This is a genomic window from Myxococcus sp. SDU36, assembly GCF_030168875.1.
Classification (GTDB): domain Bacteria; phylum Myxococcota; class Myxococcia; order Myxococcales; family Myxococcaceae; genus Myxococcus; species Myxococcus vastator.
Genome location: NZ_CP077414.1, coordinates 5457404 through 5483662, shown reverse-complemented (window position 1 = coordinate 5483662; position 26259 = coordinate 5457404). Strand labels below are relative to the sequence as shown.

Genomic DNA, 26259 nt, shown 5'->3' with positions numbered 1-26259 from the left:
ATGGTTTGAGTCGCAGCAGGTCTATCGCGTCGCCGTCCGACCTGCTGCTGAAAAACCATTGGCTGTTGACCGCCCGCGAACAGGACCGTCAAGCCCCCGCCCTGAAGGCCGGGGGCCAGGGGAGCGAGCGCTCAGAGCTCCTCGAGCGTGAGCCGGAGGATGGAGCCCGTGTCGTCCCGGTCCAGGACCTTGAAGGTGGCACCGGGCGGGATGAGCACCTCCTCCTCACCCGGCTTGAGCGAGGCGCCCTGGATGTCGCGGCCCGTCTTGGTCCGGATTTCGAGGACGGCGTCGCCATCGAACTTCGCGTCCGGGTTCTTCGCCGTGCTGGTGAAGGCATCCCGGGTGATGACGGCGTCCTTCGTGTAGGCGTCGTAGTACTGCTTGCTGTCGCCGCGGAACACGGTGCCCTGGAACTTCGGCAGCTCGTTGAGGGCCGCGCGGGTGACGGCAATGCCATCCAGGTTGTTGCGCAGCGCCTGGGTCGTGGGGCCGGCGCCATTCCTTGCCAGCGGGAAGAGGACCTGGCCGTTGTACGGCTTGAATTTCTCCTGTGTGTATTTGTAGATGGAGACCTTGCCCTCGTCGGAGAGCCCGTTGATGTCCGCCACGCTGGTGGCCGTCTTCGGGTAGTCCTTCTGGTTTTGCGTCAGGTGGGTGTTCGCCATCTCCACGTAGGGCTCGAACTTCCCCTCCGTGAGCACGCTCATCTGCTTGCGGTAGTTCTCCACCGTGGTGGTGTCCACGGTGAAACCTTCGTTGAACACGTTGGCCAGCTTGACGCGCTCCGCGTCACCCGCCTTCACGTGCGGCCCGCCCTGGGCGAACACCGCGCGGATGAGGTCGGCCTTGGGGCCGACCTCCGCCTTGAGGGTGGCGAAGTCGGCGGAGCTGGCATCACCCTGGCTGCGCTGCAGGCCCTGGAGCGCGGAGAAGCCGCCGTCGCTGATGTTCTTGATGGCGCCCCGGGGCACGCCCTGGGCCACGAAGGGCGCGATGACCGAGTCATCCCGGAGGACGCCGGGGCCGACCGCGACGGGGACTGTCGTCGGCGGGGTGGTGACGGGCGCCTTCGCGCCGCCCAGCGAGGGAGGCGGGGGCGGCGACGTGAGGCTCGGGGTGCGGACCGTGTTGGTGGGCGTGCCGGACACGAAGGCATCCGGCGGCGTCGGAATGCCAGTCGACGTCGACGGCGCCGAGGACGTCTTGGGCGGAGGCGGCGGAGGCGGCGTGCCGGTCGTCCGCGTGGGCGTGATGCTGGTCGTCTTCGTCGTCGTGTTGTTCGTGATGCGACCCATGGCTCTGTCCCCCTCCTCTTGGTGCGTGCCAGGAGGTTGATGTGCGCTTGTTCCCCATTCTCGGTGCCGGTGTGGCCGAGGTTGTGTCCGGAGGGGGGTGGAGCAGGAATCATCAGCCTGATGACGGATGCCTGGGCTGATGCGCACGGGACGCAGCGCCGGCCGGGGCGCGGGGAGCGGGCTCCCCGCTCCCGGACAGGGTGTTACGGCGCGGGGGCCACGGTGGGCTTGGGCACCGGCTTCTGCGCGGGCGCGGGGGCCGGAGCGGCGGGCTTGGCGGGCATCTGCAGCGCCTTGCCGTTCTCCTGGACGATGCGCCGGTACCAGGCCTCCTGGTACTTGGGGTGGTTCACCTTGCCCATCTCATCGCGCACGTTGCCGTCGATGTACTTCACGAGCAGCGTCTCACCGAGCTTGCGCCAGCGGGCGTGGACCTTCTCGCCCTGCTGGAGCGAGTAGTCGGTGAGGTACTGACGCGCCTCCTCGGGGCTGCGCTTGAACTGCTCCTGGGCGCGCTTCTCGATGTCGGCCTGGTCCGCGAGGAACTGGCCTTCCAGCGCGCCCTGCTCCTTCTGCACGTCATTCACCATGTCGCTCCAGCGCCCGTAGGCCTGGTTCGACACCCAGTTGAACACCCAGAAGGAGGAGTCCCAGGAGAACTCACCGCGGCTGGCCACGCCCTGCGCGAAGTTGCGCGGCACCTGCCGGATGCCGGCGTACATGGGCGTGTAGACGGTGGTGAAGGTGTCATCCACGCCGAACCAGAGCACGCCGCCAATGGGCGCCGGCAGCCAGTCCCGCATCTGCGCGACGAAGGAGAAGCCCGTCTGCTGCGTGGAGATGGCGCGCTCGTGGACGTACTGCTTGCCGTCCACCTCCCACGTCATCGGCCGCCAGCGGTACGGCAGCGCGTAGGGGCCCGCGCCCACGTCCTTCGACATGTCCAGCGGCGTGCCCCCGAAGTGGTCCCGCATCAGCGCCATGGTGTCCTGCACGGACAGCTTCTTGTCCGGCTTCACCCACAGCGGCAGCCGCTTCTGGGGCGTCGCGCCGGTCGCGTACTCCGCGCCCAGCTTCATCGACGGCGCCGCGCGCCGGAAGATGCTCCACACGCGCGCCTCGGAGAACCGCTGCCCGCCGAAGTCGATGGGGTTGTACGTCTCCGCGAAGTTGAAGTCCTTGTCCGCGCCCTTGAACCAGCCCTTCGCCCGGGCGAAGGAGATGACGTCCGGCGAGTAGAGCGTCGTCTGCTTCTCGTTCTGCGGGAACGTGCCGATGCGCGCCTGGTTGGCGTGCGCGGAGAGGTACCCGTCGGGCAGCTTGCGGGCCACCCACACCGCGCCCTTCTCGCCCTTGCCCTTGCCAATCATCTCCAGCAGCCAGGCCTCCTTCGGGTCGGCGATGGAGAACGACTCTCCGCTGGAGGCGTAGCCGTGCTCGGCGACCAGGGTCGTCATGACCTGGATGGCCTCGCGCGCCGTCTTCGCGCGCTCCAGCGCGATGTAGATGAGCGAGCCGTAGTCGACGATGCCCGCGGGGCCCGCCAGCTCCTCGCGGCCGCCGAACGTGGACTCGCCGATGGAGAGCTGGTGCTCGTTCATGTTGCCCACCACCGAATACGTCGCGGCGGGCTGGGGGATGCGGCCCAGGAACTTGCCCGTGTCCCACTCGATGATGTCGCGCATGGCGCCCGGCGCGTGGCGGCGCGCGGGCGTGTAGTACAGCTCGCCGTACAGCTCGTGTGCGTCCGCGGCGTAGGTGATGAAGGTGGCTCCATCCGCCGTGGCTCCCTTGGAGACCAGCATGCTGGTGCAGGCGAGCACGGGCGGAGCGACCAGCGCGGCGGTGACAGGCAGCGCGGTGAGCAGGTTCGTCAGGCGTCGGTTCATGGCGGCGGATGGTACCAATCCACTCCCGGATGGCTACCGCTCCCACGGGGCGCTTCCCTGTTTGCCCCTCATGGGCCCTTGCACCACGGGGCCGCCGCGCCAGGCCACGAGAGAAATCCCGGGCGGCGGCCCCCCTTGCCGGAGCTTCAGTCTTGGTTGTTCGTCGTGCTCACCTCCTTTCTCTCAGGAGGGGCGGGCACCTGTTCGACTCGCAGCGTCGTGGGCCCGCTCAGCGCCAGGTGCGCCTTGAGCTTGAGGAACTTCTTCTTGCCGAAGCCCTTCACGCGCACCAGCTCCTCCACGCGCTTGAAGGGCCGCTTCTGGCGGTGCGCGATGATGCGCTGCGCCGCCTTCTCACCGACGCCCGGCAGCAAATCCAGCTCCGCCGCGCTGGCCTCGTTGAGGTTGACCGTCCCCGTGTGCTGCGTGCGCAGCTTCGCCGCCCCCGCCACCCCGGGCCCGCACAAGAGCAGGCCCACCACCACCGCGCACAGCGCCCTCACGAGTGTCCACCCACCGGCGCCGCGTCCAGCCCCAGCTCGCCCGCGTAGCGGCCCCCGCTCATCCCCGCCGTGTCGCGCTTCTCCGCCGCCTCGCGGACATGCAGCTTCCCGTCCAGCGGCAGCACGTCCAGCAACACGTTGAGCGAGCCGTCCTTGTTCACGAAGGCGCTCCCCGCCCGCACCCAGATGCTCCCGCCCTTGCCCTCGCGAATGGAGAAGACCGCCAGTCGCTTACCCGCCGTCAGCATCATCCACCTCCACGCTCCGCATCGCGCCACCACGGCGCGGCTGCCTCGTCGGCTTGACCGCCTGAGGTCGGGGAGGGCTTGAGCAGCCCGCGTGCCAGCGGTGTTCTCCTCGGGGCGCCTTGCGCACACCGTGCGTGGAGGTGAGAACCGTCCAGCGGCGAGGACGGGCAGCGAGACTCCAGTGGCTTCTCAGCGGACGAGAGCGCGGCGCCACGCTCGGGAGGGCGCGAACGCGCGCTCAGGCATGGTTCGCGTCGAGGTGTCTGTCCGCCGGGGCCGGCCGCTGCGCGGCGGGTCCGCTGCGGGGAAGCGCGACCGTGAAGGTGGCGCCGCGCCCCGCCTCGCTCTGGACCCGGACCGCCCCTCCCAGCCGTTCGACGAGCTGACTGACGATGTGGAGGCCCAGGCCCAGCCCTCCATAGTGGCGCGATGACACCGCGCGCTCGAAGGCCCGGAAGATTTGCGCCTGTTGTTCCTCCGGGATGCCGATTCCCTGGTCCCTCACTTCCAGGAGGGCGGTCCTGGCGTCCCCGCTGACCTGGATTTCAATGGGCTTGCCCTCACCGTACTTGATGGCATTCGAGAGCAGGTTGGTGACAATCTGATCGAGCCGCGACCGGTCCCAGAGTCCTGGCATCGGCGTGTCGGCATGCACCCGGAGCGTGGCGCCGGAGAGGGCCAGCTCGGGCGCGAAGCGAGCCGCGATGTCTCGGACCAGCGCGGTGAGGTCCACTTCCTCCAGCTCGAGCTCGAGCCGCCCGGCATGGATGCGCGAGACATCCAGCAGCGTGTTGACGAGCTTCGCCATCCGCAGCGCCTGGCGTTCGATGCTTTCGACCGACTGGCTCACGGTCTCCGCCGACGCGGTGCGGAGCGCTCCCGACCGGGCGCGGCGCAGCAAGCCCTGCACGGACAACTGGAGGGAGGTGACCGGGGTCTTCAGCTCGTGAGAGGCAACGGAAAGGAACTCATCACGAAGGCCAATGGCCTGCTGGGCTTCCTGATAGAGCCGGGCGTTGTCCACGGCCATGGCCGCGCGGCGGGCCAGCTCCTGCGCGAGGGTGAGCTCGGCCGGGCCATAGCGGCTACCGTCGTCCATCCGGGCGAGGGTGAGCGCGCCGAGCGTCCGGCCACGCGCGAGCAGTGGCACCGACAGCCAGGACTGGAACTCGAGGCCGCCGCACCCGAGGGGCGTGGCGCCGCAACCCTCCAAGACGAACTCTGGCTCGCCGCGGCGGAGCACTCGCCCAGGGCCCTGCGTGGCATTGAGGTCCGGTGGCGCGTGGTCGTCCTGCGCGGACCACCGGGCTCGCAGCGCCTGGGATTGAGCCACCGCGAGCCGCTGAGGGGCATGCTCGTTGTCCAGCAGGTCGACCGCGCACCAGTCCGCGAACCGCTGGACGGTCAGCGCCGCCACGCTTCGCAGCGCGTCCTCGGGGGCGAGCGAGCCCGCGAGCAGTCCCGAGGCTTCCGCCAGGAACGCGGACCTCCCTTCCTGCTCCTCGGCGCGGGCCCGCGCTTGCTGCTCACGCAGGAAGGTCTGGTCTCGCTCCCGCTCGGCCCGGCGTTGCTCGGTGATGTCGATGCCCGTGCCGATGATGTACTCAATCGCTCCCGTCGGGCCGCGGAGGACATTGCTGGACCATGAGATGAGTCGGCGCTCTCCCGCTCGCGTGAGCCAGCTGCTCTCATCCTGCTCGTGCCCCTGGCCCGTGGTGAGCTGGGCGAAGTCCCGCTCGACGCGCGCCGCTTCTTCCGGAACCTGGAGCTGCTCCCAGAACCGCGCGCCGCGAACCTCCTCGAAGGAGTAGCCGGTCATCTCCTGGCATGCACGGTTGAAGCGGACGATTCTGCCCTCCGCATCCAGGACGATGACCAGCGCGCGGGCTGTATCCAGGACCGCCGAGCTGAAGTCCCGCTCGTGCTGGAGGTCCCGCTCCGTGCGCTGTCGAGCGGTGACGTCCCGGAAGTAGACGGCCCGCCCATAGTAGAGGCCGTCCGCGCTCATCACCGGGGCGTCGTACTGCTCGAAAATCCGCCCATCCTTGAGCCGAAGCGTGTCTAGTCCCGACGCGTCTCGGTGCTCGATGAAGAAGAAGGTGCGCGCCGTGAACCGGGCGGGCTCCTCCACGAGCTCCGCCGCCGCGCGGACCCACGCCCCGTAGGATGCGGACAGGAGTTCCTCCTCCAGCCCCCACAGCTGCACGAGGCGGCGGTTGTGCGTGAGGACCCTTCCTTCCAGGGTGGAGATGAGGATGCCCTCGTCGGTAGCTTCGCTCAGGGACTCCAGCAGCGTCTTCTGCTGGTGGAGCGCGCGCTCGTTGTCCAGGACCCGTGTGAAGAGCTGCCGGTGCATGAGCGCGGTACGGAGCACGCCACCGAGCCGCTCCACCATGCCACGGTACTGTCGCGGCAGGTGCGGCTCGCGGTCGAAGTACAGCAGCAGCGCGCTGGCGCTGTGCGCCGCGTCCGCTCCGATGATGGGAATGGACCAGCGCAAGAGCCCCGGCAGTTCCAGCTCCGGGAACGGCAGGCTCACCTCGGCGGGCCCTTGCTTCCCTCCGGGCTCGGAGCGGGCGGGAAGCGGAAGCTGGCGGGACGCCGCCGAGAGTCCACTCGCGCCCTGAAGGACGACCTGGCCCCGCGCGTTCACCTGGACCCAGAGCGCGACCATGCACCCCAGCCGCTCCGCGACACGGTCCATGAAGGCATCCGCGGGCTTGCTCGGGTCGAAGAGGTCGAGCGCCGCGACGGTGAGCTCCTGGAGCACGCTCAGCAGCGCGAGGCGCTCCTCGGTGAGCTTCCGGTCCGCGTCGTCGCAGGAGTCCACCATGTCCGACCTTGTCCCATCACCCTGGAAGGGCGAGCACCACCACCGTCTTGTTGTGGAACTGCGGAACGCCACCTCCCATGGCCCCCACCTCGCCAAGGGTCAGACAGCCCACGAGCGGAGTGCTCTCCCCGAGCGCTCCCTGGACGCGTGAGAGCTCGTCCAGGATTTCCTCGCCCAGGATGGGGTAGCGGGAGAAACAATCGAACACGACCGCGCCGCCCAGCGCGCCAGGGCTTCCTCTCCGAGCCAGGGTGGCCGCACCCGCGGCCGCGTCCAACAGGTCCGCGCGCGCTCCTTCCATCACCCGGACCAACGAGCCATCAGGTATCTCGGCGACGCAGCGGACCGAGCCGTCGGGTCCGATGGAGATGGGGTCGCGAATCACGAACTCTCCATTGGCCTGGGGAATCCCCAGCGGGTGGGTCATCGAAAAGCGGGCGAAGCCCTGCTCGTCCAGCGCGTCTCCGCGGCTCGCGGCCGTGCGCCGGTAGACCTCGAACGCGCTCTCGTAATCGAGCTCGATGGCGGTCGCGCCGTGGGCCTTCGTGACCTGGGTCGGTGGGCCGTAGGGATACCAGCCGTGCTGAATCCCGACGCCTATCGGCGCCTGGGCATCCAAGGCAATCACCACCGCCTGGTCCCGGTAGGCCTGCCCATCCGTGAATTGGGCCGTCGTGGCGCTCCGGAGGTTGCCTCCCGCTCCGCCCCCTACCCAGACGACGCCCGCCCCTGCCTCCTGCTGCGCCCCACGCACGACTTCCGTTGAATTCCCGCTCAGCGCGTCCGGGAAGACGAGCAGCACCCGGCGGCGCCCCGGCGGCATGGGAGGCAGCTTCCCAATGGCCCGTGCCACCGCGTCACGTCCGGCCGCTCGGGGGTCCTTGCTGACGGGCCCTCCCAGCCCCGTTCCGACCTGCACGTCCACCCCGCAGACGAGCGCGACCACCAGTCCCTGGAGCAGCAGCTCGGTTCCCGCGAAGACGCCCGCCGCGCAGCAGCCGGCCCAGGGAATGTCCCGGAGCTCCCGCCGGAGCGCCGACGCCAGGTCCACCGCGTCATATTGGTCCGTGCAGAAGACCAGGGCGAAGGTGGGCGCGTCCGCGCCTCGCAGCGCCTCCGCGCTCGCCTCCCGGGCGGCGACTTCGCCATCGGGCGAGCTGCTCTTTCCAATCCGCATCCGCATCCCACTGGAATCGATATCCACGCGCGTACTGGCGTGCAGGTGGCGCCGGCTTCGTCCGGCCGAAGCGGACGCCTTGTGGGCCTGCCTTGATTGACACCCCCTCGTTCGCCCGGTTGTATCCGCGTGCTCATCGAGTCAATGCAGCGTGTGCTTGAAAAGGGGGACCTCGTGAAAAGCGGAACCGTCATCTTCGCTCTGGCCGTCGTGATTTCCGTGGGGTGTGGCGATGCCGCGGACCCGGACCCGAGCGGGTGTCCCGAGACGGGCACGGGGACGTTGGAGTTGTCCATCCAGGGACTGCCGGCCTCCGCCAGCCCTCACGTCCTCCTCCGCCGAGGCAGTGAGTCCCGGGAGGTGCGCGCGGGTGGCCGGCTGGAGGGGCTCGCGGCGGGCATGTGGACGCTCTCTCCGGAGCCGGTGGCGGTGAGCGGCGGCCGGGTTCGCGCCGCCTATGATGCGCCGGCGCGCCAGCTCTGCGTCGTGGATGGCGAGGTGGCGAATGCGGCCCTCTCATACGCGCTCATCCCCAGCAGCCAGCGGCTGTGGCTGTCCACCAGCAACGGGGCGGCCGAGGTGGAGGCCTTCGCCGCCGCGGACCTGGAGGTCACGGGCGCGCCGTCGGCCGCCGTCCGGCTCGGTTCGAGCCCGGGCATTCCCCGGGCTTCAGGGCTCGCGTTCGACAGGCGTGGCAACCTCTGGGTGGCGCTGGGGTCGGGGGAGCTGCGGCGCTACCCCGCCGGTGACCTGGGCGCGTCTGGCGTCAAGAGCCCCGATGTCATCATGAGCGGCGGCGTGTTGAGCGCCGGGAGCCCGGGTCCCATCGCCATGGCGTTCGATGCCGCTGGCGACCTCTGGACCTCCATCGGGTTCAGCGACACCGTCATCCGGTTTGGCGCGGCCCAGCTTGTCTCCGGCACCGCTCCGGCGCCGCAGGTCGTGCTGAGCGGGCTGGGAGACCCCTCCACGCTCGCGTTCGACGCCATGGGCAACCTCTGGGTGGGAGACGTGACGGCCGGGGCCTCCCGCGTCCACAAGGTGGCCGCATCGAGCCTCCAGGTGTCCGGCGCCGTGACGCCCGTTGTGAGCATCGACGTGATGGAGGCCGCTCCGGGCAGGAGCTTCGCGGGCCCCGCGGGGCTCGCCTTCGATGGGGAGCGGAACCTGTGGGTTTCCTATGGCGCGAGCGGCGTCGTCGTGCGGCTCACGCCCGCTGACCAGGAGGGCTCCGGCGCGGTGAGCGTCGTTCCGAGCATCCAGATTGACGCGGGCGGCCCCAAGGAAGTCGCCTTCGACGAAGACGGGGGCCTGTGGATGGCCTACGACTCCGGGAGGATTTCCCGGCTGAGCCCGAGCCAGCTCAGCGTCTCCGGCGCGCCCACGCCTGATGTCGTCATCTCCAGCCCCGACCTCGGGGCCACGCATGGCGTCGCGGTGTATCCGGCCCCCGCGAACCTGCCGCTGTTTCACCGGTTGCCGTGACACGGCGCGGGCGGCTCGGTACTTCCCGCGCTGAATCGATTCGGGAGTTGACGGCAGTGAAGGGGGCGCGACGGCGATGGGGATGCAGGGAGTCCGTATAGAAGTCCAAGACGCCGTGTCGTTGTCGCTGGAAGGCGACGTCTTCGTCTTCACCGAGCTGGTGCTGCTTCCCAAGAGCCACTTCCAGGAACGCTTCGCGAGGCTCTGGGCTGAGGAGGGGCATCCGCGGCAGACGGTGCAGTTGAGGTGAGGGCTACGCCCGTGTTTCGGGATGACGCACTGTTGTTGCAACTACTCAACGATTGCCCCTGCCCAGACCAACGCAGCGCGGACGCAATGGAACAGCATGCGCCCCGACTTCCGGCGCCACTGGGCAAATCGATTTGGCGCGTGGCCCACCGACTGGGACAACATCGTTCCGTTCCCGCAGGACCTGCACCAGCAACTCCCGTCCGCGTACAAGCAGTGTTACGCGAACAACCCACCGTGACCAGGACCGGGGTGGACTATCCCTATGGAGAATGCCCCTTTCATAAAGGACCTTCTCGCGGAGGTGTCGCGCCTCCACTTCCCGAACCCTCCTGCGACGCCCGAGCAAATCGAAGCGTTCGAGCACAGCGCAGGTTGGCGTCTGGACCCGGACTTGCGCGCCTTCTATCTGCACTGCAACGGTGCGCGCCTCTTTGACCGCATGGACCCTGCCTTCGCCTTCGTTCCGCTGGCGGAGCTTCGTCGTGCCCGGCTCGTCATGCGTAACGACGACAGCGAAGATGCCGGGCCCGCGTCTTGGTATGCCCTCTGCCGTGTGCGGGATAGCAACTTCATCCTGCTTGACGTGAGCGAGCAGTATGACGGCCGCTACCCCCTTCGTGACGGCTACAACGAGGCGTTTCCAGACCCGGGCTACTGCCCCAAGATTGCCAGGTCGTTTCGGGAGTTCTTGATGGGGGCGCTCAGGTCGGAGGAGCGGTGGTTCTGGCTGTCAACCGACGATTAGTGGTGTCATCTGCCGGGTGCGCGGGTTGAAGAAGTCCGCGCCGCCTCGGGCGTCCACCTCCAACAGACGCCGCGCGGCCCGCTGTGGATGGGTTGGAAGCCGCATGGCCTGGGCCAGCCGCGCCACGGCCGTCTTGAACTCGCGCCGCTCCACCTCCACCGGTCTGGCTTCGCCGCTGCGTGGCGCATCGGCGCGATGACGCCCCGCACCCCGCACCGGCCTGCGCGTCAGGGCGACGCTCGACAGGCGGCGCGGCCGAATGGGGCCACCGTGACGAACTCCCCCATCCGACCGCGACCGCTCACATCATGGAAGCTCAATCCCTTGCAGTTCGCGCTCAGGGCCACTTCCCATAGATGACGCGCACGTTCTCCGAGGGCAACATGAGCGCCGCGCCCGGCCGGGAGCCAGGGAGCTTTTCCGCCCCACCGTTGAGCGACAGCGATATGCAAACATTTAACTCCGTTCCGTCCGGATGCACTAACCGGGTGTAGCGCCCCACCACGGTGTCACCGCCCGTCCACAGCCGACCATGAAGCCGTGTGCCAATTTCAATGTAGCCCGCACTGTCTGTGATTTCCGAGACAATCTCCCCGTCCCCCACCACGATGCTACAGCCCCAGCCACCGAAGTACTCGCGACCCGCCGCCTCGCAGTGCTTTACATTCAACCTGGGCTGCTTCACGTCCACCAGGACGGGAAGTTCCTGGCCGTCGTCGATGCCGTAGCTATCCATGTCCTTGACGGCTTCCTCGGGACAGCTCTGGGACGAGGGCCGCACCTGCTGCGCGGGGCACCCCATGAGGGCGGCGGACAGGGCCGTCGCCCCGGCGCACTTCGCGAGGAAGGCGCGGCTTGGGGGGAGCGAGGCAGTCCTTGGTGGCTTCTTGGCGGTGGGAGCGGGAGACGGCGGACGGTTGGAGGCACTCACGGAGGGACTTTCCTTCACGTCGGAAGACGGCTGGGGCGAAGACGCTATCGCACTGGCAGATGGCGCGGGTGGGGAAGGGGGCCCTCCGGCGGTGAGGGACATGCGCTCACGCTCTGCTCCAGCTTCGGCCTGGGGTGAAGACACCGTCGGGGTGGGCCGCGCGCCGGAGGGAGCGGAAGTGGGCGCGGCCTCGGAGGAGGAGGCCGTCGGCGCAGGCCGTTCGCTGGTGGGCGAGGGGTGGGGGGCGGACAGGGCTTCATTTGCGGCGGGGGCGGGCGGTGCGCCCGCGCTCGCTGGGAGCGGCATGGCGTGGGTCCCGGTGGGCGTCGCTCCCCGCTCGGGTTGGGCCTCCGTGGCGGTGGGCGCCAGCCACGGGTAGGCGAGGGTGCCCGCGACTGCGAGCGCCGTGAGGGCCAGCGCCAACGCCGCCACGCGCCACCTCCTCCCGAACAGTGCCCCCGCTGCCTGGGCCAGAGCGCCCCTGCCCACCGCCCTGGGCGGCTGCACGGTGGCCTCCCACGCCTCGCCACGCCGCTCGCCCAGCTCCTCCAGCGTCTCACGCATGGCCGCCAGCGCGGGGCGCCGCGCCTCCACGTCGCGCGTCATCCAACGCGCCACCCACGCGCTGAAGTCCTCTGGCACGCGCGGGTTGGCCACGCGCGCGTCCGGCGGCGGCATTGAAGCGCTGTTGACGGCGATGCGCGGCGCCTTGCGCGCCTCCGCCGGAGTGGCCGGCTCCGCGTCCGTCAGCGCGTCATAGAGGCACACCGCCAGCGAGTAGAGGTCGTCCTCCGCCGGGAAGGCATAGCGCGCCTCGGGGTTGTTCTGGTTCTCCTTGTAGAAGCTCACCGCCTCCGGTGAGCGGTAGCGCGTGGTGCCCGGCGGCAGCGGCGCGTCCGTCAGCCCATATGCCCCGGAGTACTCACCCGCCCCCAAGTCAATGAGGACGGGCTCGCCGTCCACCTTGCGCACCATGATGTTGGAGAGGGAGATGTCGCGGTGGCGCACGCCCCGCTCGTGCATGTACTCCAGCGCGTGCGTCAGCTTCGCGAAGAGGCGCGCCACCTGCTGGAAGGTGGGGCGCTGGCGCTCAATCCACTCCCCCAGCGTCCAGCCCTCCACGTACTCCAGCACCAGGTACCCGCGCCCATCCTGCGTGCGCGACCACCCCTTCACCTTGGCGATGTACGGGTGCTCCAGGCGCACCAGACACACCAGCTCCCGCAAAAGCCTCTCATCCGAGCGGCTGTTGTCCAGGCTGAACTGGCGGTGCTTGGACACCTTGACGGCCACGGGCAGGCCCGCCCGCACGCCCCGGTATACGTCGCCGTAGGCGCCGCCGCCCTTCCACTCACGAATCCGGCAGCCGTCCAGGCGCGAGCCGGGCTTGAGGAAGCCAAAGAGGTTCAGCGTCGACATGGGCTTGCCCTATTCCCCCGCGGGAGTTCCGTCCTGGAGCGCCATATCTGGAATGACCAGGGGGACGCCCCCGCTGGCCGCTTCTACCACCAGCCGGTACGTGCCCGAGGAATTCCCAGCCGTCCAACCGAACTCCACCACGACACGGCCAGCGTCGCCGTGGAGAGGGGCTGCCGGCGCGAACCGCACGGCGCGCGCCGCCACGCGCTGGCCGGTGACGGCGTCCTCCAGCCAGGCCCTGCCCGGACGCCAGGGCTGACTGGTGTCGTTCGCGACCTGCGCTTGGAAGACCACCCATGTCTTCGCCAGGAAGCGAGCGGCGTCATATACCGCGATGCTCACGGCGCTGTCCTGCCGAGGGGCATGAAGGCGGGCCACCTTGACGCCACGCGTATCCACCTGTCTGGACAGCACCCAGTCCGCGGGACCCTTCGACGCGCCACGCTCGCGTTGCTCGGCCAGGGCCGCTTCACAGGCGGCGCAGCGGGCCTCCAGCTCCGCCAGCCGAGCGCGCAGCAGCTCCGGCCCGCTGGCATCCCGGAACACCAGCACCTGCGCGTCCACCACGTCCGTCGCGGTGGTGAGCTTGAAGACGGGCGCCACCCGCGAGGACGCGCCGGACAGCGGCACGCGCAGCGTCACCGGCTTGCGCAATTCCGCCAGCGCCCGGAGCGTGAGCGAGCGCTCCCCCACGGCCAGGATTTCCACCAGGGTGGTGTCATTCAGCACGGCCTCTCGCCCATTGACGGGTGTGTCGAAGGTGAGCGTCGTGGGAATGGCCGTGGAGATGTGTACGGGCTCGGCTGCCATTGAAAGCGTGACGTTTCGCGTCCGGACCCTGCTGGGAGGGAATGTGCTCTCCGGGGACGCTGCCCACGCCGCGAGAGACCAGAACGTCAGAAGGAGGCTGGAAAGGCGTGTCGAGACACAGAACCCCATGCGTTGACGCTAACAGACGGCTCTCGCCTTGCGTGCCCAGCGGCATGCCAGCGACGAGGGTAGCAGGGCTGAGCGTCTTCCGTGCGCTTCGCTCATGACGCGCAACGAACCGTTGAGTGGCCGGGCGGGGGGCTTCCGTCCCCCGTTGCCAGGACGGTAGCGTTGCCCGCATGGCATCGGGCACCGTCTTGCTGCGACTCTGCGTGTTGGGAGGGCTCCTCGCGGGTTCCGCCTCGCTGGCGGCGGAGGCCACGGAGGCTCCCCGCGCCGAGGAGGCTCCCGGGTCCTACGAGTCCTCCTCCGTGCAGTGGCAGCTCCTGGTGGGCGGCCTCGCCTCGCTCGACGGCTACGCCTCAACGGGCTACCAGGGATGGTTGCTCGGGGCTGGCTGGGAGTTTCCCCGGCTGCGCATCCGCTTCCAGTACCTGGCAGGCCTCCCGTCGAGCATGGTGGACGCCCGCACCGAGGTGAAGCTGGAGCAGTACGTCTTCGGCTTCTGGCTGGACACGCCCGTGCTCCGCTCGGGTGCGTGGCGTTGGAGCGTGGGCGCGGGGGCGGGCTTCCTCCTCTTCGGCCGGACGGCTTTTGCCCGCGTGGGCGGGCTGGACACCGCGGGCCCCCGCTTCCTCCCCGCGCTCCTCACGGGGCCGGATACCTCCCTGCGCTGGCGCTTCTCCCGGTACCTCGCCGTGGAGGGCTCGCTGGCGATGGACGCCGTCTTCGGCCGCCCCCGCATCGGCTTCCAAGGCCCGCAGGGCTTCGAACCGCTCTATGAGGGCTGGGCCGTCCGGCCGCGGCTGAGCGTCGCGATGCTGGTCTTCCCGTGAAAGGTGGCCGTCCGATGAACAACCGTACTGACTTCGCATCGCACACGCCTCGCGGGCCCTTCCGGCACCTGCTCGCCCTGGCGCTGCTGGCCTGGAGCGCAGGCTGCGCCGTGGAGGACCCGATTGCACGACTGCGCGGCGCGGACAGTGGCACGGGCACCTTCTCCACCGACGACGAGGCCCTGCCCTTGGGTGAGGACAGCCTGGAGTTGGCGCTGCCGGATTGTGTGGAGGTGGATGCCGACTCGGGCGTGGCCTGCGAGGACGCGGGGACGCCGGACGTTCCGTAGTCGCCGGGTGGCAGGCGTGGGTGGACCTCCCACGCGGTGGGAGCCGGCGGTGAATCGCACGCCCCGAGGTCCAGGAACTGGCGCGGCCGGCGTCTCGTGTCCATGTTGCGCGCGTCCATCCGGTGAACAGGAAGGTGCGCGTGTTCCAGCCAGCTCCTCGCGATGCGCGGACCCAAGACGGGAGCTGGCCCGTGTTGCTGTGGGAGCCTGCTTCCCCTGGGACGTCGCGCTCAGCGGAGAAGGCGTCGACGCCCTGCGCCATGGGGCCCGTGGTGCTGGAGGTGCGCCCGCGGCTGCGCCCGGCGGATGGCGACGTGACGGTGGGCAGCGGCGCCGAGTGCGACATCGTCCTCGCCGAGCCCACGGTGTCCCGCCTGCATGCGCGCCTTCGTCGTGAGCCGCACACCGGGCTGTGGTGCGTGACGGACCTGGAGAGTGAGCGAGGGACGTACCAGGACGGGGTGCTCATCCTCCCGGGCCGGCCCGCGCCGCTGCTGTGTCGTTCCCGGCTCACGCTGGGGAACGTGGAGCTCCTGTTCCTCCGGACGTATGCCGTCGAGCAGTCCGTGCGCGCGTCCTCGCTGACGCCCCCGGTGCGCTTGACCCGCCGGAGGTGACCTCCTACAAAGGGCGCGCCCTTGGGTGCCCATGCCGGGCTTTCAAGAGGGAAGCCGGTGCGAGTCCGGCGCGGTCCCGCCACTGTGAACGGGCAGCCCTGAGGTCAGGGCCGGGGGCTTCGGTTTGTCGCCACTCCAGCCGCGGCCGAGCGCCGCTCCGGGGGAAGGCGGAAGTCCTCTTCTGGCATGACGCGCCGTGCGCCAGCCGCCAGAGTCCGTCAGCCAGGAGACCTGCCCAGGGGTGCGGCCGAGCCTTTCGCGGGCCCGGGCGGTTGGCCTTCTCTCTTCGTCGGAGGGAGCGGAAGGCGGAGCATGCGGTGGACCTTCCTCGCCGGGCCTGTCGTGTGCCTGGCGCTCAGCCTTCCACGTCCCGTCAGGGCGCAGCCCTCCGAGGCCGAGCCCGCCCCCACGCGCACCACCGTGGTTCGCGGCAGGACACCGCCTCCGCCTGAGTCTCCGGAGCGGAGGGACCCGACGGGCGCCATCACCGTCATCGACGCGCGGGAGCGCGCGGGCGAGGCGCGCGACACGGCGGAGCTGCTCGTGGGCTCGGTGGGGCTCGCGGTGCAGGACTCCGGAGGCTACGGCCAGAGCAAGAGCCTGGTGGTGCGGGGCGCGTCGTCCAACGGCGTGCTCGTGTTCCTGGATGGGATTCCGCTCAACGGCGCGGGCGGCCTGTCGGACCTGTCGCTCATCCCCTCCGCGCTGGTGGAGCGCTTCGAGGTGCTGCGAGGTGGCGCGGGCGCGCGCTATGGCTCGGGCGGCCTGGGCGGCGCCATCAACATCATCACCCGCGCGCCAGGGCCGAACCTTCGCACCAGCGGCGAGGTGACCTACGGGAGCTGGAACACGGCGCTGGGCCACGTCGCCGCCACGGGGCCGATGCTGGACGGGCAGGCGCTGCTGCTGGTGCACGCGGGCCGCTCGGATGGCGACTTCGCCTACGACGTGGACGACCTGCCAGCCGTGGACGGCAACCCCCAGGTCTCCGAGCGGCGTGCCCGCAACAACGCGCGGGGAGGGGGCGCGCTCCTGCGCTACCGGCGACGGCTCGTGGGAGGCTCGCGGCTGGATGCGCTCGCGGAGCTGTCCCTGGAGGACCGCGCCATTCCGGGCACCGTGCAGAACCCCCAGTCCACCGGAGACCAGTCGCTGGGGCGGCTGGCGCTGGGCCTCCGCTGGTCGGGCGTGCTCGACGGGCTGGGGCAGGGGAGCGCGCGAGGCTTCTTCCGGCGTGATGGCCTGGAGGTGACGGGGCACATCCCCGGCGCGGGTGGCGCGCAGCGGCACTCGGTGGGCGGCGTGGAGCTGGAGGGCCGCGGGCCGTTGGGAGCGCGCCAGGCGCTGACCGTCACGGTGGCGACCTCGGGTGAGACGGTGACGCAGGAGGAGGGCGCACAAGCCGCCTCGTGGTGGCGCGGCAGCGTGATGGCCATGGACGAGGTGCGGCTCTTCGGCGGCGCGCTGGACGTGGTGCCTTCCATGCGGCTGGAGCGGGTGGGGCCGTACTGGCTGCTGTCGCCGAAGCTGGGCGCCTCCGTCGAGTTGGGGCGCGGCTTCGGGCTGCGCGCCAACGCCGGTCAGTCCCACCGCGCGCCGTCCTTCCTGGAGCTGTACATCCGGCAGGGCACGCTGCTGCCCAACCCCGGATTGAAACCCGAGCGCGCCCTGTACGCGGACGCGGCGGTGAGGTGGCGCTCCGGCCTGGAAGACGGCGAGGACACCGCGCCGCGCTGGGGCCTCACGCTGGGCGGCTTCGCGGCGCTGTACGAGAACCTCATCGCCTATGAGCTGTACCCGCCGCTGATGGCGCGCCCGTACAACTTCGACGCCGCGCGCGTGTGGGGCCTGGAGCTGGAGGGCGAGGCGCGGCCCTTTCCCTGGCTCCTGGCCAGCACGGGCTACACGTACCTGCGCACGGAGAACCGATACGGGGACCCGCGCTTCTTCGGCAAGGACCTGCCGTACCGTCCCAGGCACAAGTGGGTGGGGCGGGTGCGCGCGGGGCCAGACTGGCTCAACGCCCGCGCGGAGGTGCTCTACCAGTCCGCGCAGCGCATCAACCGCACCGGCTCGCTCGACTTGCCCTCGCGCACGTGGGTGAGCGCGGGCGCGTCCAGCACCTTCCTGCAGGGGCCGGACCTCACCCTGTCCGTCGAGCTGAAGAACCTCCTCGACGTCCGGACCTTCGACTTCACGGGCTTCCCGCTGCCGGGACGCGCCGTCTACGTGACGCTCGCGGTGGCGCTCGAGCCAGGCGCGTCACCCTCTTCCTCCTCCACTCAGGAGCTCCATGACTCACCCGCGTCCCCTGTCCCCTGAGCCGCTCCTTCCAACCTTGCTGCTGGCGGCCGTGGCGGCGCTGCTGCTCACCGGGTGCCCGGAGGAGGGCGCGGTGTGCACCTCCGGCCTGTCCGTCTGCGGCGAAGCCTGCGTGGACCTGGGCGGCGATGCCGCGAACTGCGGCGCCTGTGGCAACGCGTGCGGTGACGGGCAGACGTGTCAGGCCGGCGTCTGTGCCTGTCGCCCGGGGACGGAGTCCTGCAATGGCGCGTGTGTCGCCACGGCGAGCGATGCCGCGAACTGCGGCGCCTGTGGCAACGCGTGCGCCGCCGGGCTCGTGTGCGAAGCCGGCGTGTGCCGCGAGGGCTGCTCCGAGGGCGGCTTGCGGTGCGGGGACTCGTGCGTGGACGTGCGCGCGGACGTGCTCAACTGCGGCGCCTGCGGCAACGTGTGCCCGGACGTACAGACGTGCCACGAGGGCCGCTGCGGCTACGACGTGGTGGCGGCCTGCTACACCAACGGGCAGCTCGTGGGCATCCAGGCGGGGACGGACCAGCTCGGGCCGCGGCGTCAGTTCGGTTCGGGGGTGCAGACGCTCGCGTCCTGGGACGGCTACGTGCTGGCCGCGGACGCCACGGCGTCCAAGCTGCTCCAGGCTGCGGGCGGCGCGCTGGGGACGGTGGTGGAGGAGGACTCGCTGGGCGGGGTGGCGGGCTCGCCCAACGACATCCTGGTGGACCCGCCTTATGTCTACGTCGTGGACTCGGTGAACAACACCTTGCAGGTGCTCAAGCGGGAAGGCCCCTCCCAGGGCGCGGGGCTGGGCCTGCGCACCGTGACGCAGGTGAACCTGGGGGCGAACACCAGCCCGCAGGCGGTGGCGAAGTGGGGCACCACGCTGTACGTCCCCTTGTTCGGCACGGGCGGCTCCATGTTCCAGTTCGGCAATGCCGTCGCGCGTGTGGACATCTCCAACCCCGAGCAGCCGCGCAAGGTGGACACGATTTCGCTCACCGGGCTGGACCTGAAGCCCTTCGACGGCGGCACGGTGTTGCCGCTGCCCTACTCCGTCGCGGCGACGGAGGCGGGGGTGTACGTGAGCCTCACCAACCTGAATCCCTACGACGGCTACAAGCCCAATGGCCCGGGCATGCTCGCGAAAATCGACCCCGCGAGCGGCGGCGTGAGCGCCATCGACCTGGGCGCGGCGGATTGCCTCAACGCGGGTTACGTGGAGGCCGTGGGTGAGCAGCTCGTGGTGGCCTGCCTGGGCGAGGCCGAGTACGACGAGGCCAACGGGCACAGCGCCAGCGCCGTGCGCGCCACCGGGCTGGTGCTGGTGAAGAACGACGCGCCCGTGGCGGCGTACGCGCTCAAGGCGGGGTGTGAGCCCGGAACGCAGGGCTGCAACCTCTCCGTGGCCAGCCGCTTCGCCGTGGCGGAGGGCGCGGTGTACCTGGCGGATACCAACGCGGGCCGCGTCTTCGTGGTGGCGGTGGAGGACGGGCGGCTGGTGGAGCGCCGCGGCTTCTCTTCGCCCCAGGCGCTGGGGCCCGCGCTGGAGGCGTGCCCCGTGGACCCGCGCCGGCCCGTGTCCAATGCCATTGACGTCACCGCCCTGCACTGAGGAAGCGCACGCCATGCCGATGATGACGATCTCTACTTCGCGTCCCCGCTCGGGCACGTCCGTCCTGCTCGCCACGGTGCTGTGCCTGCTCGCCGGGACGGTGAGCGCGGCGGAGACCTCGAGGCTGAGGACGCTGGGACCGCCCGTGCCTTCCAAGGTGCGGCGCGTGGTGACGCTGGCGCCCTCGCTGTCGGCGATGGTGCTGTCCCTGGGCGCGGGGAGCACGCTGGTGGGCGTGTCCCGCTTCGACGAGGCGAAGGACGTGGCGAAGCTGCCCCGCGTGGGCGGCTTCACGGACCCTTCCGTGGAGGCGGTGATTGCGCTCAAGCCGGACCTCGTCCTGGTGCAGCCCGGGCCGGGCAACCAGCGTCCGGTGGAGAAGATGGCGGAGCTGGGTGTGCCCGTGTTGCTCCTGCCGCTGCACTCCGTGGCGGATGTGCTCGCGGCCATGCGCGCGGTGGGGGAGGCGCTCGGACGGGAGAAGGAGGCGGAGGCGGTGGTGGTGGGCATCGAGGCCACGCGCGCGCGCATCCGGGAGGCGGCGAAGAAGCTGCCCGCGCCGCGGGTGCTGTTCGTCTATGGCTTCGAGCCGCTCGTGGTGGCGGGGCCCGGCTCCTTCGCGGACGAGCTGCTCCGGGACGCGGGCGGCGTCAACGTGGCGGCGGACGCGGGCTCCGCGTACCCGGTGTACTCGGTGGAGCGCGTGGTGCGGGCCCGGGCCTCCGTGGTGGTGGATGCCGCGGACGTGGACGTGGGCAAGGACAAGCTGCGGGCACTGCCCGGCCTGTCCAGCGCCCGCTGGGTGGACCTGCCCTCCATGTCGCTGCTGCAGCCGGGGCCTTCGCTGGGGCGGGGGCTGGAGGAACTCTTCCGTTTGCTGCATCCGGAAGGAACGGGTAAGGCCGCGCCGTGAGCGAGTCGGCGACATCCCAGCGTGCCCAGGGCGGAGCGGGAGGTTTTCGCGCCTCGCGCGCGGTGATGTTGTTCGGGGGCTTCCTCGTATTGGCGGTGGGGTGCCTGGCCGTGGCGGTGCGCTTCGGTGAGCAGTCCATCTCCCTCACCGCCGCGCTGACGGAGCCCACGTCCACGGATGCCGTCATCTTCTGGTCGCTGCGGCTGCCGCGCGCGCTGCTGGGGGCCATCGTGGGCGCGGGGCTGGCGGCCTCGGGCGCCACGCTCCAGGGGCTCTTGCGCAATCCGCTGGCGGACCCGTTCGTGCTCGGCGTGTCCGGCGGGGCGGCGATGGGGGCGACGCTGGCGCTCGCGGTGGGGCTCGGCACCGTGGGGGACGTGGCACCGGGCCTGGGCGGCGCCATGGCGCGACTGTCCGCGCCCGCGCTCTTCTCCTTCCTGGGCGCGGGGGCCGCCATCCTCTTCGTCCTCTCCGCCAGCCGGGGCTCCGCGTCGCGCGCGCCCTATGCCGCGCTGCTCACCGGCGTGGTGTTCAACGCGTTCGCCTCCGCGGCCATCACCCTGGTGAAGACGCTGTCCGACCCCGACCGGCTGGGGGAAATCCTCTACTGGCTCGCCGGCGCGCTGGGGTACGAGCGCGGCGGTACGCTGGTGCTCTCCGCGCTGCTCCAGGCCGGCGCGATTGGCGTCATGTGGGTGCTCTCCGCACGGTTGAACCTGCTGTCGCTGGGGGACGATGACGCGGCGTCCCTCGGTGTGCCGGTGGCGGCGACGCGCCGCTGGCTGCTGCTGGCCACCAGCGCGAGCGTCGCGGGCGCGGTGGCGCTCACGGGGTTGATTGGCTTCGTGGGGCTCATCGTGCCGCACCTGCTGCGGCTGGCCTTCGGGCCGGACCAGCGGCTGCTGGTGCCACTGTCGGCGCTGGGCGGCGCGGCCTTCCTCGTCCTGTCGGATTTGCTGGCGCGGCTGGCCTTCCCCTTGTTCGGGGCCGAGCCTCCCGTGGGCGTCGTCACCGCGCTGCTGGGCGGTCCGCTGTTCCTCGCGCTGCTGCGGCGGCGGGTGCGGCTGGGGGCCAGTCATTGACAATGGCTTGCACCCGCCATATCCCCGCCCGCGTCCTCGGTGTCGCCGTGAAGCCACGGCGACTCAAGGGAACCCGGTGTGAATCCGGGACTGCCCCGCAGCGGTGAGCAGGAACGAACGCCGTCACGTGAAGCACTGGCCCGGAGCGGGCTGGGAAGCGACGGCAAGTAGGTGGGTGCTCCGTGCACCCGCGCCTGCGAGTCCGAAAACCTGCCGAAGACCCGTGCCCCTGGCACGGACATCACCGAGGCCTCCGAGGGGAGGCGGCGGGGGCGGTGCTGTCCGGCGCGTGTGATGTGCGCCGGGGCGCTGCCTTCGGCCGTGTCCTCCTGGAAGCCCATCCGCCCGTGGGGGCGGAAGAGGGAGCGAGGACACCATGAAGTACGCCGATGTGAAGCGCGCGGGAGCCCGTACGAAGTCCCTGATGTTCGCCACGGCCAGCCTGGTGCTGGCGGTGGCCACCACGGGCTGCGGCTCCGAATGCGTGGACGCCTTCGACTGCCGCAGTGAGAACGGCCCCGCGCCCGAGGGCCAGGCGTGGACGTGCGCCTCCGAGAAGTGTGAGACGCGGCCCATCCAGCAGCTCCCCGAGGAAGACGCGGGCACGGAGCCGGACGCGGGCACGGAGCCGGACGCGGGCACGGAGCCGGACGCGGGCACGGAGCCGGACGCGGGCACGGAGCCGGACGCGGGCACGGAGCCGGACGCGGGCACGGAGCAGACGTGTGAGACGGCGCCGCACGACCCCGTGCTCGGCACCCTCCAGCTCCAGACGGGCTTCGAGGCCACGGGCTCCGCGCCGCTGCCGGCCGACGTGCTGGCGCTGGCCGCCTCGCCGGGCCCCACGTACACGGTCTACGCCGTGCGCGGCAGTGGCATGGGCATCGACGTCGGCATGTACTCGCTGGGCATCTGGCCCGACCTCCAGCCGGACGACACGAAGCTCTTCGACGTCGTCTCGCCCGCGGACCGCGCGGGGACGGCGACGGTGTTCTCGAACGGCTTCCTGGTGAACGACAGCCGGTATCTCTTCGCGGGCTACACCACGTCCGCGACGGGCGCGCTGGGCTCGGTGGCCGCGTATGACCTGGCGGCGCCCGCCGCGTCTTCCTACATCGATGCGCAGGCCAACTTCACCGCGGCCCACTTCACCGCGGGGGAGGACTCCGTGCTGCTCGTCAACAGCGTGGGCCTGGGCACCGCGGGGGGCGGCCTGGGCGTCTTCGGCCTGGTGACGTCCGAGACCCCCTTCCAGACGGTGCGCCTGGCCAACTTCCCGGCGGGCGAAGCGGGCGCCAGTGGCTTCACGGCGGTGGCGGACAATGGCATCGCGATGCTGGGCTTCTCCAGCAGCGTGGACTTCAGCAACAAGGCCCGCGTGGTGGCGCCGTCGGTGCTCGCGGATGCGCTGCGCGGCGGAACGCCCTTGGACCTGGGCACGCAGGCCGAGCTCGTGGTGGACAGCGACTTCAACGCGGCCTCCACCTTCGGTGAGGGCGTCGTCGTCAAGCGTGGCGGCTACAACGAGGACTGGCAGTTCGTCTCCACCGACGTGTCTCGCTACGCCCTGTCCCTGGGCATCGAGCCTGGCGCGGTCGTCATTGGCGAGCGCACGCCGGTGCTGTCGTTCGTGGATGCGTGCACCTCCGTGACGCAGCTGGCGCACCTGGGCTCGGACCTGCTGGTGGGCGTGGATGACAAGAACGGCCAGCGACTGGTGCGCATCCAGGTGGCCCGGTGAGCCGTCGCGGCCTCCGCCGCTTCGCCTGGGGCACGGCGCTCGCCGTGCTCCTGGGCGCCGCCGCGTGTGGTGACGCGTCCTCCAGCGTCGACGAAGACGCGGGAGCGCCGGATGGCTCCACGCCGCTGGAGCCCGATGCCGGACTGCCGCCCGAGGACCCCTACGCGGACGAAGTCGTCCTCTTCGAGCCGGGTGACAGCGCGGGCTTCGGGCAGGACCGCTTCCCGGACGTCGTGCTCGGGCCTCCTTCGGGGCTGGGGCCGGACAATGGCTCGCTGGACGTGCTCTCGCTGGGGCGGGGCGGCACCATCGTCCTGCGCTTCACCGACCTCGCGGTGGTGGATGGGCCGGGCGTGGACCTGCTCGTGTTCGAGAACACCTTCCTCGTCGGGGGCGGACCGGCCACGTACTCCGAGCGGGGCATCGTCTCCGTCAGCGACGACGGCGTCACCTGGTACGAATTCCCGTGTGCCACCACGGACGCCGCGGGTGGCTATCCGGGGTGCGCGGGCGTCGCCACCGTCCAGGCCAATCCGGCCAACGGCGTCAGCGCCACGGACCCCGCGGTGGCGGGGGGTGACGGGTTCGACCTGGCGACGGTGGGCCTGAGCCGCGCGCGGTACGTGCGCATCGTCGACGCGGGCAACAACCGCTACGGCGGCACCTCCGGGGGCTTCGACCTGGACGCCGTCGCGGTGGTGAACGGTGTGTCGCTTCGGAGCGGCACCCCGTGAAGCGGCTCCCGCCACGGCCATGTCCCCTGTCCGTGACGGGGGAGGTGGACCGCCGCGCCGCGCTCGGCACGCTGCTCAAGGGCACCTGTGCCCTGGCGGCGCTCGGGGCGGGGTGCGGTGACGGGTGGCGGGAAGCCGTGGTGCTCGACCCTCCCGATTCGGGAGGGCCGGGCCCGTCCTGCGCGCCGCGGGTGCCCTCGGGCCCGCACGGAGAGGACTGGGTGGAGGTCCCCCTGGCCGCTCATCCCGCGCTGGAGGTCCCCGGCGGCGCCGCGGAGGTCCGCCTTCCCCAGGCGCTGCTGGACGTGGTGGTGGTCCACACGTCACCTGGCTGTTACGCGGCGCTCTGGCGCATCTGCACGCACGGTGATTGCGCCGTGGGCTGGGTGCCGGCCGACGGCGTCATGGAGTGCCCCTGTCATGGCTCCCGCTTCACCCAGGAGGGACAGGTGCTGAATGGCCCGGCGACCCGGCCGCTCGCGGCCTTCCCCGTGGTGAGGCAGGGCGCCTCCCTCTTCATCCACCGGCCCCGCTGAGCAGCCGCTCGAAGCAGCCGTACCGCAGGTGAAATGACGCGGTGCGGAGAGACACGTCCTGGTGCGGGGTTGCGGGATACCCGCACCGAGTCAGTGTCTCCTTCTCTCAACAGGCGGGAGAGTCGTGTAAGGTCGTGCCCTCGATGTGGCAGATCATCATCAACGGGCCCGGCTACTTCGACACGTCGTACGATCTGCCTGAGGGCGTGACGAGCCTCGGCCGCGCGGACGAGAACGATATCGTCCTGGGCGGCGACCTCGTGTCACGCCGACACGCGCGGCTGTACGTCGACGGCGACGTGCTGCGAATCGAAGACCTGGGCAGTCGCAACGGCAGCCGCATCAACGGAGCGCCCTTGCAGGGCTCTCGGCAGCTCGTCGCCGGAGACTCGGTGGCGCTGGGGGAGAATGTCCTCGCCGTGCGCCAACCCAACACCGTGGAGAACGCGGCCACGGAGATGGTGGACCTGGGCGCGGGCGGCGTCGTGCGCTTCGGCCACGGCCAGGACGTGGGCCCCTCCGTCCTGCTGGCGAAGAACGTGCGCGACGCGGACGTGCTGCGGCTCCTGGACAACGTGGGCCCGGTCTCCTTCGACGACAGCTTCTCCGCGTCCGCGCCGTTGCCCGCCGCGAGCCCGCGCGTGGGGCAGGAGACGCTGGTGCTGTTGTTCCGCACCGCGGAGGCGCTCTCGTCGGCCGCCACGCTGTCGTCGTTTCTGGACACCACCATGGACCGGCTGCTGGCGGTCACGGACGCGACCACGGCGGTGGTGCTGCTCAAGCACGCCACGGGCGCCATGGTGCCCGCCGCCGTGCGCCACCGCGGCCGGCTGGCCCAGGGCGAGGTGCCCGTCTCGGATGCCATCGTCGAGGAGGCCCTGCGCCAGGGCCGCGCGCTCGCCGTGGGTGACGTGCGCGATGACCGCCGCTTCGCGGGCCGGGAGAGCGTCATCCTCTACGGCGTGGACCGCGTGCTGTGCATCCCCATCGGCGCCGAGCCGCCCTACGCGGGCGTGCTCTACGTCAACCTGTCCGCCAAGGGCGACGCCAGCGTGGAGTCGATGCTGGACACCTGCACCGCGGTGGCGCATCTGGTGGCCACCGGCGTGCAGAAGTTCTCCCCCCGCGAGGGCAGCCCCGCGGCGGACAGGCTGCGGCGCGACCTGGAGCGCTTCCATCCGCCGGACGTGGCCGAGCGCCGCGCCGCCGAGGCCCAGAAGCAGGGCGGCAAGCTGCCCGGCCTGGAGGAGCGCAACCTCACCATCCTGCACGCGGAGCTCGTGGGCTTCTCCGTGTTGTGCATGCGCATCGGCGCCGCGCGCGCCACGCAGCTGCTCAACGACTTCCACGCGCGGATGAGCGGCATCATCTTCAGCTTCGAGGCCACCGTGGAGGGCTTCCGGGGCGAGTCCCTTCGCGCCCTCTTCGGCGTCCCCTACGTGAAGGGCGAGGACTCGGTCCGGGCCGTCCGGGCCGCCCTGGCGCTGCGCTCCGAGTGGGAGCGGTCCATGGCGCGCCGGCCCCTGGACGAGCGCTGCGAGCTGCGAATCGCCCTGCACAGCACCCGGGCCCTGGTGGGGCTGATAGGCACCGAGGTGCGTCCGGACTACACCGTGGTGGGGGACGGCGTCGGGGTGGCGGGGTGGCTCGCCGGCACCGCCAGCCCGGGCCAGGTGCTCATCACCGGCAAGGTCCTGGCCACGGTGGGGGCCCGCTTCGACGTCCAGCCGCTGGGCGAGCGCCTCATCCGTCCCCCGAAGGACAAGGTAGCGGCCTTCGAGGTGCTGGAAGAGGATGTAGGCCAGTTGACCAATCCTGGCTTCCGCTGAGGGGCTCGCGGCCGGTTGACGGGTTGCTGCGACGTGCCGGGACAGGGTTCAATGTGGACCC

22 protein-coding genes, 1 pseudogene and 2 riboswitches are annotated in these 26259 nt (G+C 70.8%); of the genes and pseudogenes, 14 read left to right on the top strand and 9 right to left on the bottom strand.

Annotation, left to right across the window (positions count from 1 at the left end; genetic code table 11):
- Nucleotides 1-131: 131 nt before the first annotated feature.
- The 6 genes from KGD87_RS21900 to KGD87_RS21875 form a co-directional block, all read right to left on the bottom strand.
- Nucleotides 132-1298: an ADP-ribosyltransferase domain-containing protein gene (locus KGD87_RS21900; RefSeq protein WP_284662322.1), complete on the bottom strand. Its 1167-nt coding sequence runs from the start codon at nucleotides 1296-1298 to the stop codon at nucleotides 132-134.
- Nucleotides 1299-1501: 203 nt separating this feature from the next.
- Nucleotides 1502-3187 carry a dipeptidase gene (locus KGD87_RS21895; RefSeq protein ID WP_284662321.1) on the bottom strand — a complete coding sequence of 562 codons (1686 nt, stop codon included), beginning with the start codon at nucleotides 3185-3187 and terminating at the stop codon, nucleotides 1502-1504.
- 146 nt (nucleotides 3188-3333) lie between these two features.
- Nucleotides 3334-3690, bottom strand: a complete 357-nt coding sequence (locus KGD87_RS21890; RefSeq protein WP_284662320.1) for a ComEA family DNA-binding protein — start codon at nucleotides 3688-3690, stop codon at nucleotides 3334-3336.
- Nucleotides 3687-3938: a hypothetical protein gene (locus KGD87_RS21885; RefSeq protein ID WP_171410524.1), complete on the bottom strand. Its 252-nt coding sequence runs from the start codon at nucleotides 3936-3938 to the stop codon at nucleotides 3687-3689. The genes KGD87_RS21890 and KGD87_RS21885 overlap by 4 nt, the downstream gene beginning before the upstream one ends.
- A gap of 238 nt (nucleotides 3939-4176) precedes the next feature.
- On the bottom strand, nucleotides 4177-6771 hold the full coding sequence (locus KGD87_RS21880) for a PAS domain-containing sensor histidine kinase (RefSeq protein ID WP_284662319.1): 2595 nt from the start codon (nucleotides 6769-6771) through the stop codon (nucleotides 4177-4179).
- A 16-nt stretch (nucleotides 6772-6787) separates the two neighbouring features.
- The gene (locus KGD87_RS21875) at nucleotides 6788-7954 is read right to left on the bottom strand and encodes an FIST signal transduction protein (protein WP_284662318.1); all 1167 of its coding nucleotides are present in this window, start codon (nucleotides 7952-7954) and stop codon (nucleotides 6788-6790) included.
- Between the two features lie 168 nt (nucleotides 7955-8122).
- Between KGD87_RS21875 and KGD87_RS21870 the strand changes: the two genes are divergently transcribed.
- The 3 genes from KGD87_RS21870 (at nucleotide 8123) to KGD87_RS21860 (ending at nucleotide 10430) form a co-directional block, all read left to right on the top strand.
- Nucleotides 8123-9433 carry a Vgb family protein gene (locus KGD87_RS21870; RefSeq protein WP_284662317.1) on the top strand — a complete coding sequence of 437 codons (1311 nt, stop codon included), beginning with the start codon at nucleotides 8123-8125 and terminating at the stop codon, nucleotides 9431-9433.
- 115 nt (nucleotides 9434-9548) lie between these two features.
- Entirely contained in the window at nucleotides 9549-9683 is a 135-nt protein-coding gene (locus tag KGD87_RS21865; RefSeq protein WP_284662316.1) for a hypothetical protein, read from the top strand.
- A 264-nt stretch (nucleotides 9684-9947) separates the two neighbouring features.
- A complete protein-coding gene (locus tag KGD87_RS21860; RefSeq protein ID WP_284662315.1) occupies nucleotides 9948-10430 on the top strand; it encodes an SMI1/KNR4 family protein in 483 nt (160 codons plus the stop codon).
- On the opposite strand, the pseudogene KGD87_RS21855 reads toward KGD87_RS21860, so the two are convergent.
- The 3 genes and pseudogenes from KGD87_RS21855 to KGD87_RS21845 all read right to left on the bottom strand — a co-directional run.
- Nucleotides 10428-10613, bottom strand: a pseudogene (locus KGD87_RS21855) (AHH domain-containing protein); the annotation flags it as partial. The gene KGD87_RS21860 and the pseudogene KGD87_RS21855 sit on opposite strands and share 3 nt — an antisense overlap.
- A gap of 154 nt (nucleotides 10614-10767) precedes the next feature.
- The gene (locus KGD87_RS21850; protein WP_284662313.1) at nucleotides 10768-12780 is read right to left on the bottom strand and encodes a serine/threonine protein kinase; all 2013 of its coding nucleotides are present in this window, start codon (nucleotides 12778-12780) and stop codon (nucleotides 10768-10770) included.
- Nucleotides 12781-12789: 9 nt separating this feature from the next.
- Nucleotides 12790-13719, bottom strand: coding sequence for a DUF2381 family protein (locus KGD87_RS21845; protein ID WP_284662312.1), 930 nt, complete (start codon nucleotides 13717-13719; stop codon nucleotides 12790-12792).
- A gap of 170 nt (nucleotides 13720-13889) precedes the next feature.
- Between KGD87_RS21845 and KGD87_RS21840 the strand changes: the two genes are divergently transcribed.
- The 11 genes from KGD87_RS21840 to KGD87_RS21790 all read left to right on the top strand — a co-directional run bounded on the left by KGD87_RS21840 (nucleotide 13890) and on the right by KGD87_RS21790 (nucleotide 26198).
- The gene (locus KGD87_RS21840; protein ID WP_284662311.1) at nucleotides 13890-14546 is read left to right on the top strand and encodes a hypothetical protein; all 657 of its coding nucleotides are present in this window, start codon (nucleotides 13890-13892) and stop codon (nucleotides 14544-14546) included.
- A 14-nt stretch (nucleotides 14547-14560) separates the two neighbouring features.
- The gene (locus tag KGD87_RS21835; protein ID WP_284662310.1) at nucleotides 14561-14836 is read left to right on the top strand and encodes a hypothetical protein; all 276 of its coding nucleotides are present in this window, start codon (nucleotides 14561-14563) and stop codon (nucleotides 14834-14836) included.
- Between the two features lie 140 nt (nucleotides 14837-14976).
- On the top strand, nucleotides 14977-15453 hold the full coding sequence (locus tag KGD87_RS21830) for an FHA domain-containing protein (protein ID WP_284662309.1): 477 nt from the start codon (nucleotides 14977-14979) through the stop codon (nucleotides 15451-15453).
- 6 nt (nucleotides 15454-15459) lie between these two features.
- A riboswitch (cobalamin riboswitch) is annotated at nucleotides 15460-15706 on the top strand.
- Between the two features lie 59 nt (nucleotides 15707-15765).
- Entirely contained in the window at nucleotides 15766-17775 is a 2010-nt protein-coding gene (locus KGD87_RS21825) for a TonB-dependent receptor plug domain-containing protein (protein ID WP_284662308.1), read from the top strand.
- Complete coding sequence (locus tag KGD87_RS21820; RefSeq protein ID WP_284662307.1) at nucleotides 17747-19363, top strand: MXAN_6577-like cysteine-rich protein; 1617 nt, start codon at nucleotides 17747-17749, stop codon at nucleotides 19361-19363. The genes KGD87_RS21825 and KGD87_RS21820 overlap by 29 nt, the downstream gene beginning before the upstream one ends.
- Before the next feature lie 13 nt (nucleotides 19364-19376).
- Nucleotides 19377-20276: an ABC transporter substrate-binding protein gene (locus KGD87_RS21815; protein ID WP_284662306.1), complete on the top strand. Its 900-nt coding sequence runs from the start codon at nucleotides 19377-19379 to the stop codon at nucleotides 20274-20276.
- Nucleotides 20273-21358, top strand: coding sequence for a FecCD family ABC transporter permease (locus tag KGD87_RS21810; protein ID WP_284662305.1), 1086 nt, complete (start codon nucleotides 20273-20275; stop codon nucleotides 21356-21358). The genes KGD87_RS21815 and KGD87_RS21810 overlap by 4 nt, the downstream gene beginning before the upstream one ends.
- Nucleotides 21359-21378: 20 nt before the next feature.
- Nucleotides 21379-21590: riboswitch (cobalamin riboswitch) on the top strand.
- A 144-nt stretch (nucleotides 21591-21734) separates the two neighbouring features.
- Nucleotides 21735-23099 (top strand): ICP22 family protein, encoded by a 1365-nt coding sequence (locus KGD87_RS21805; protein WP_284662304.1) that lies wholly within the window; start codon nucleotides 21735-21737, stop codon nucleotides 23097-23099.
- Nucleotides 23096-23833 carry a cell surface protein gene (locus KGD87_RS21800; protein WP_284662303.1) on the top strand — a complete coding sequence of 246 codons (738 nt, stop codon included), beginning with the start codon at nucleotides 23096-23098 and terminating at the stop codon, nucleotides 23831-23833. Before KGD87_RS21805 ends, KGD87_RS21800 begins: the two co-directional genes overlap by 4 nt.
- A 32-nt stretch (nucleotides 23834-23865) precedes the next feature.
- Nucleotides 23866-24369: a QcrA and Rieske domain-containing protein gene (locus KGD87_RS21795; protein WP_284668677.1), complete on the top strand. Its 504-nt coding sequence runs from the start codon at nucleotides 23866-23868 to the stop codon at nucleotides 24367-24369.
- Between the two features lie 143 nt (nucleotides 24370-24512).
- Entirely contained in the window at nucleotides 24513-26198 is a 1686-nt protein-coding gene (locus KGD87_RS21790; protein ID WP_284668676.1) for an adenylate/guanylate cyclase domain-containing protein, read from the top strand.
- Nucleotides 26199-26259: the final 61 nt, after the last annotated feature.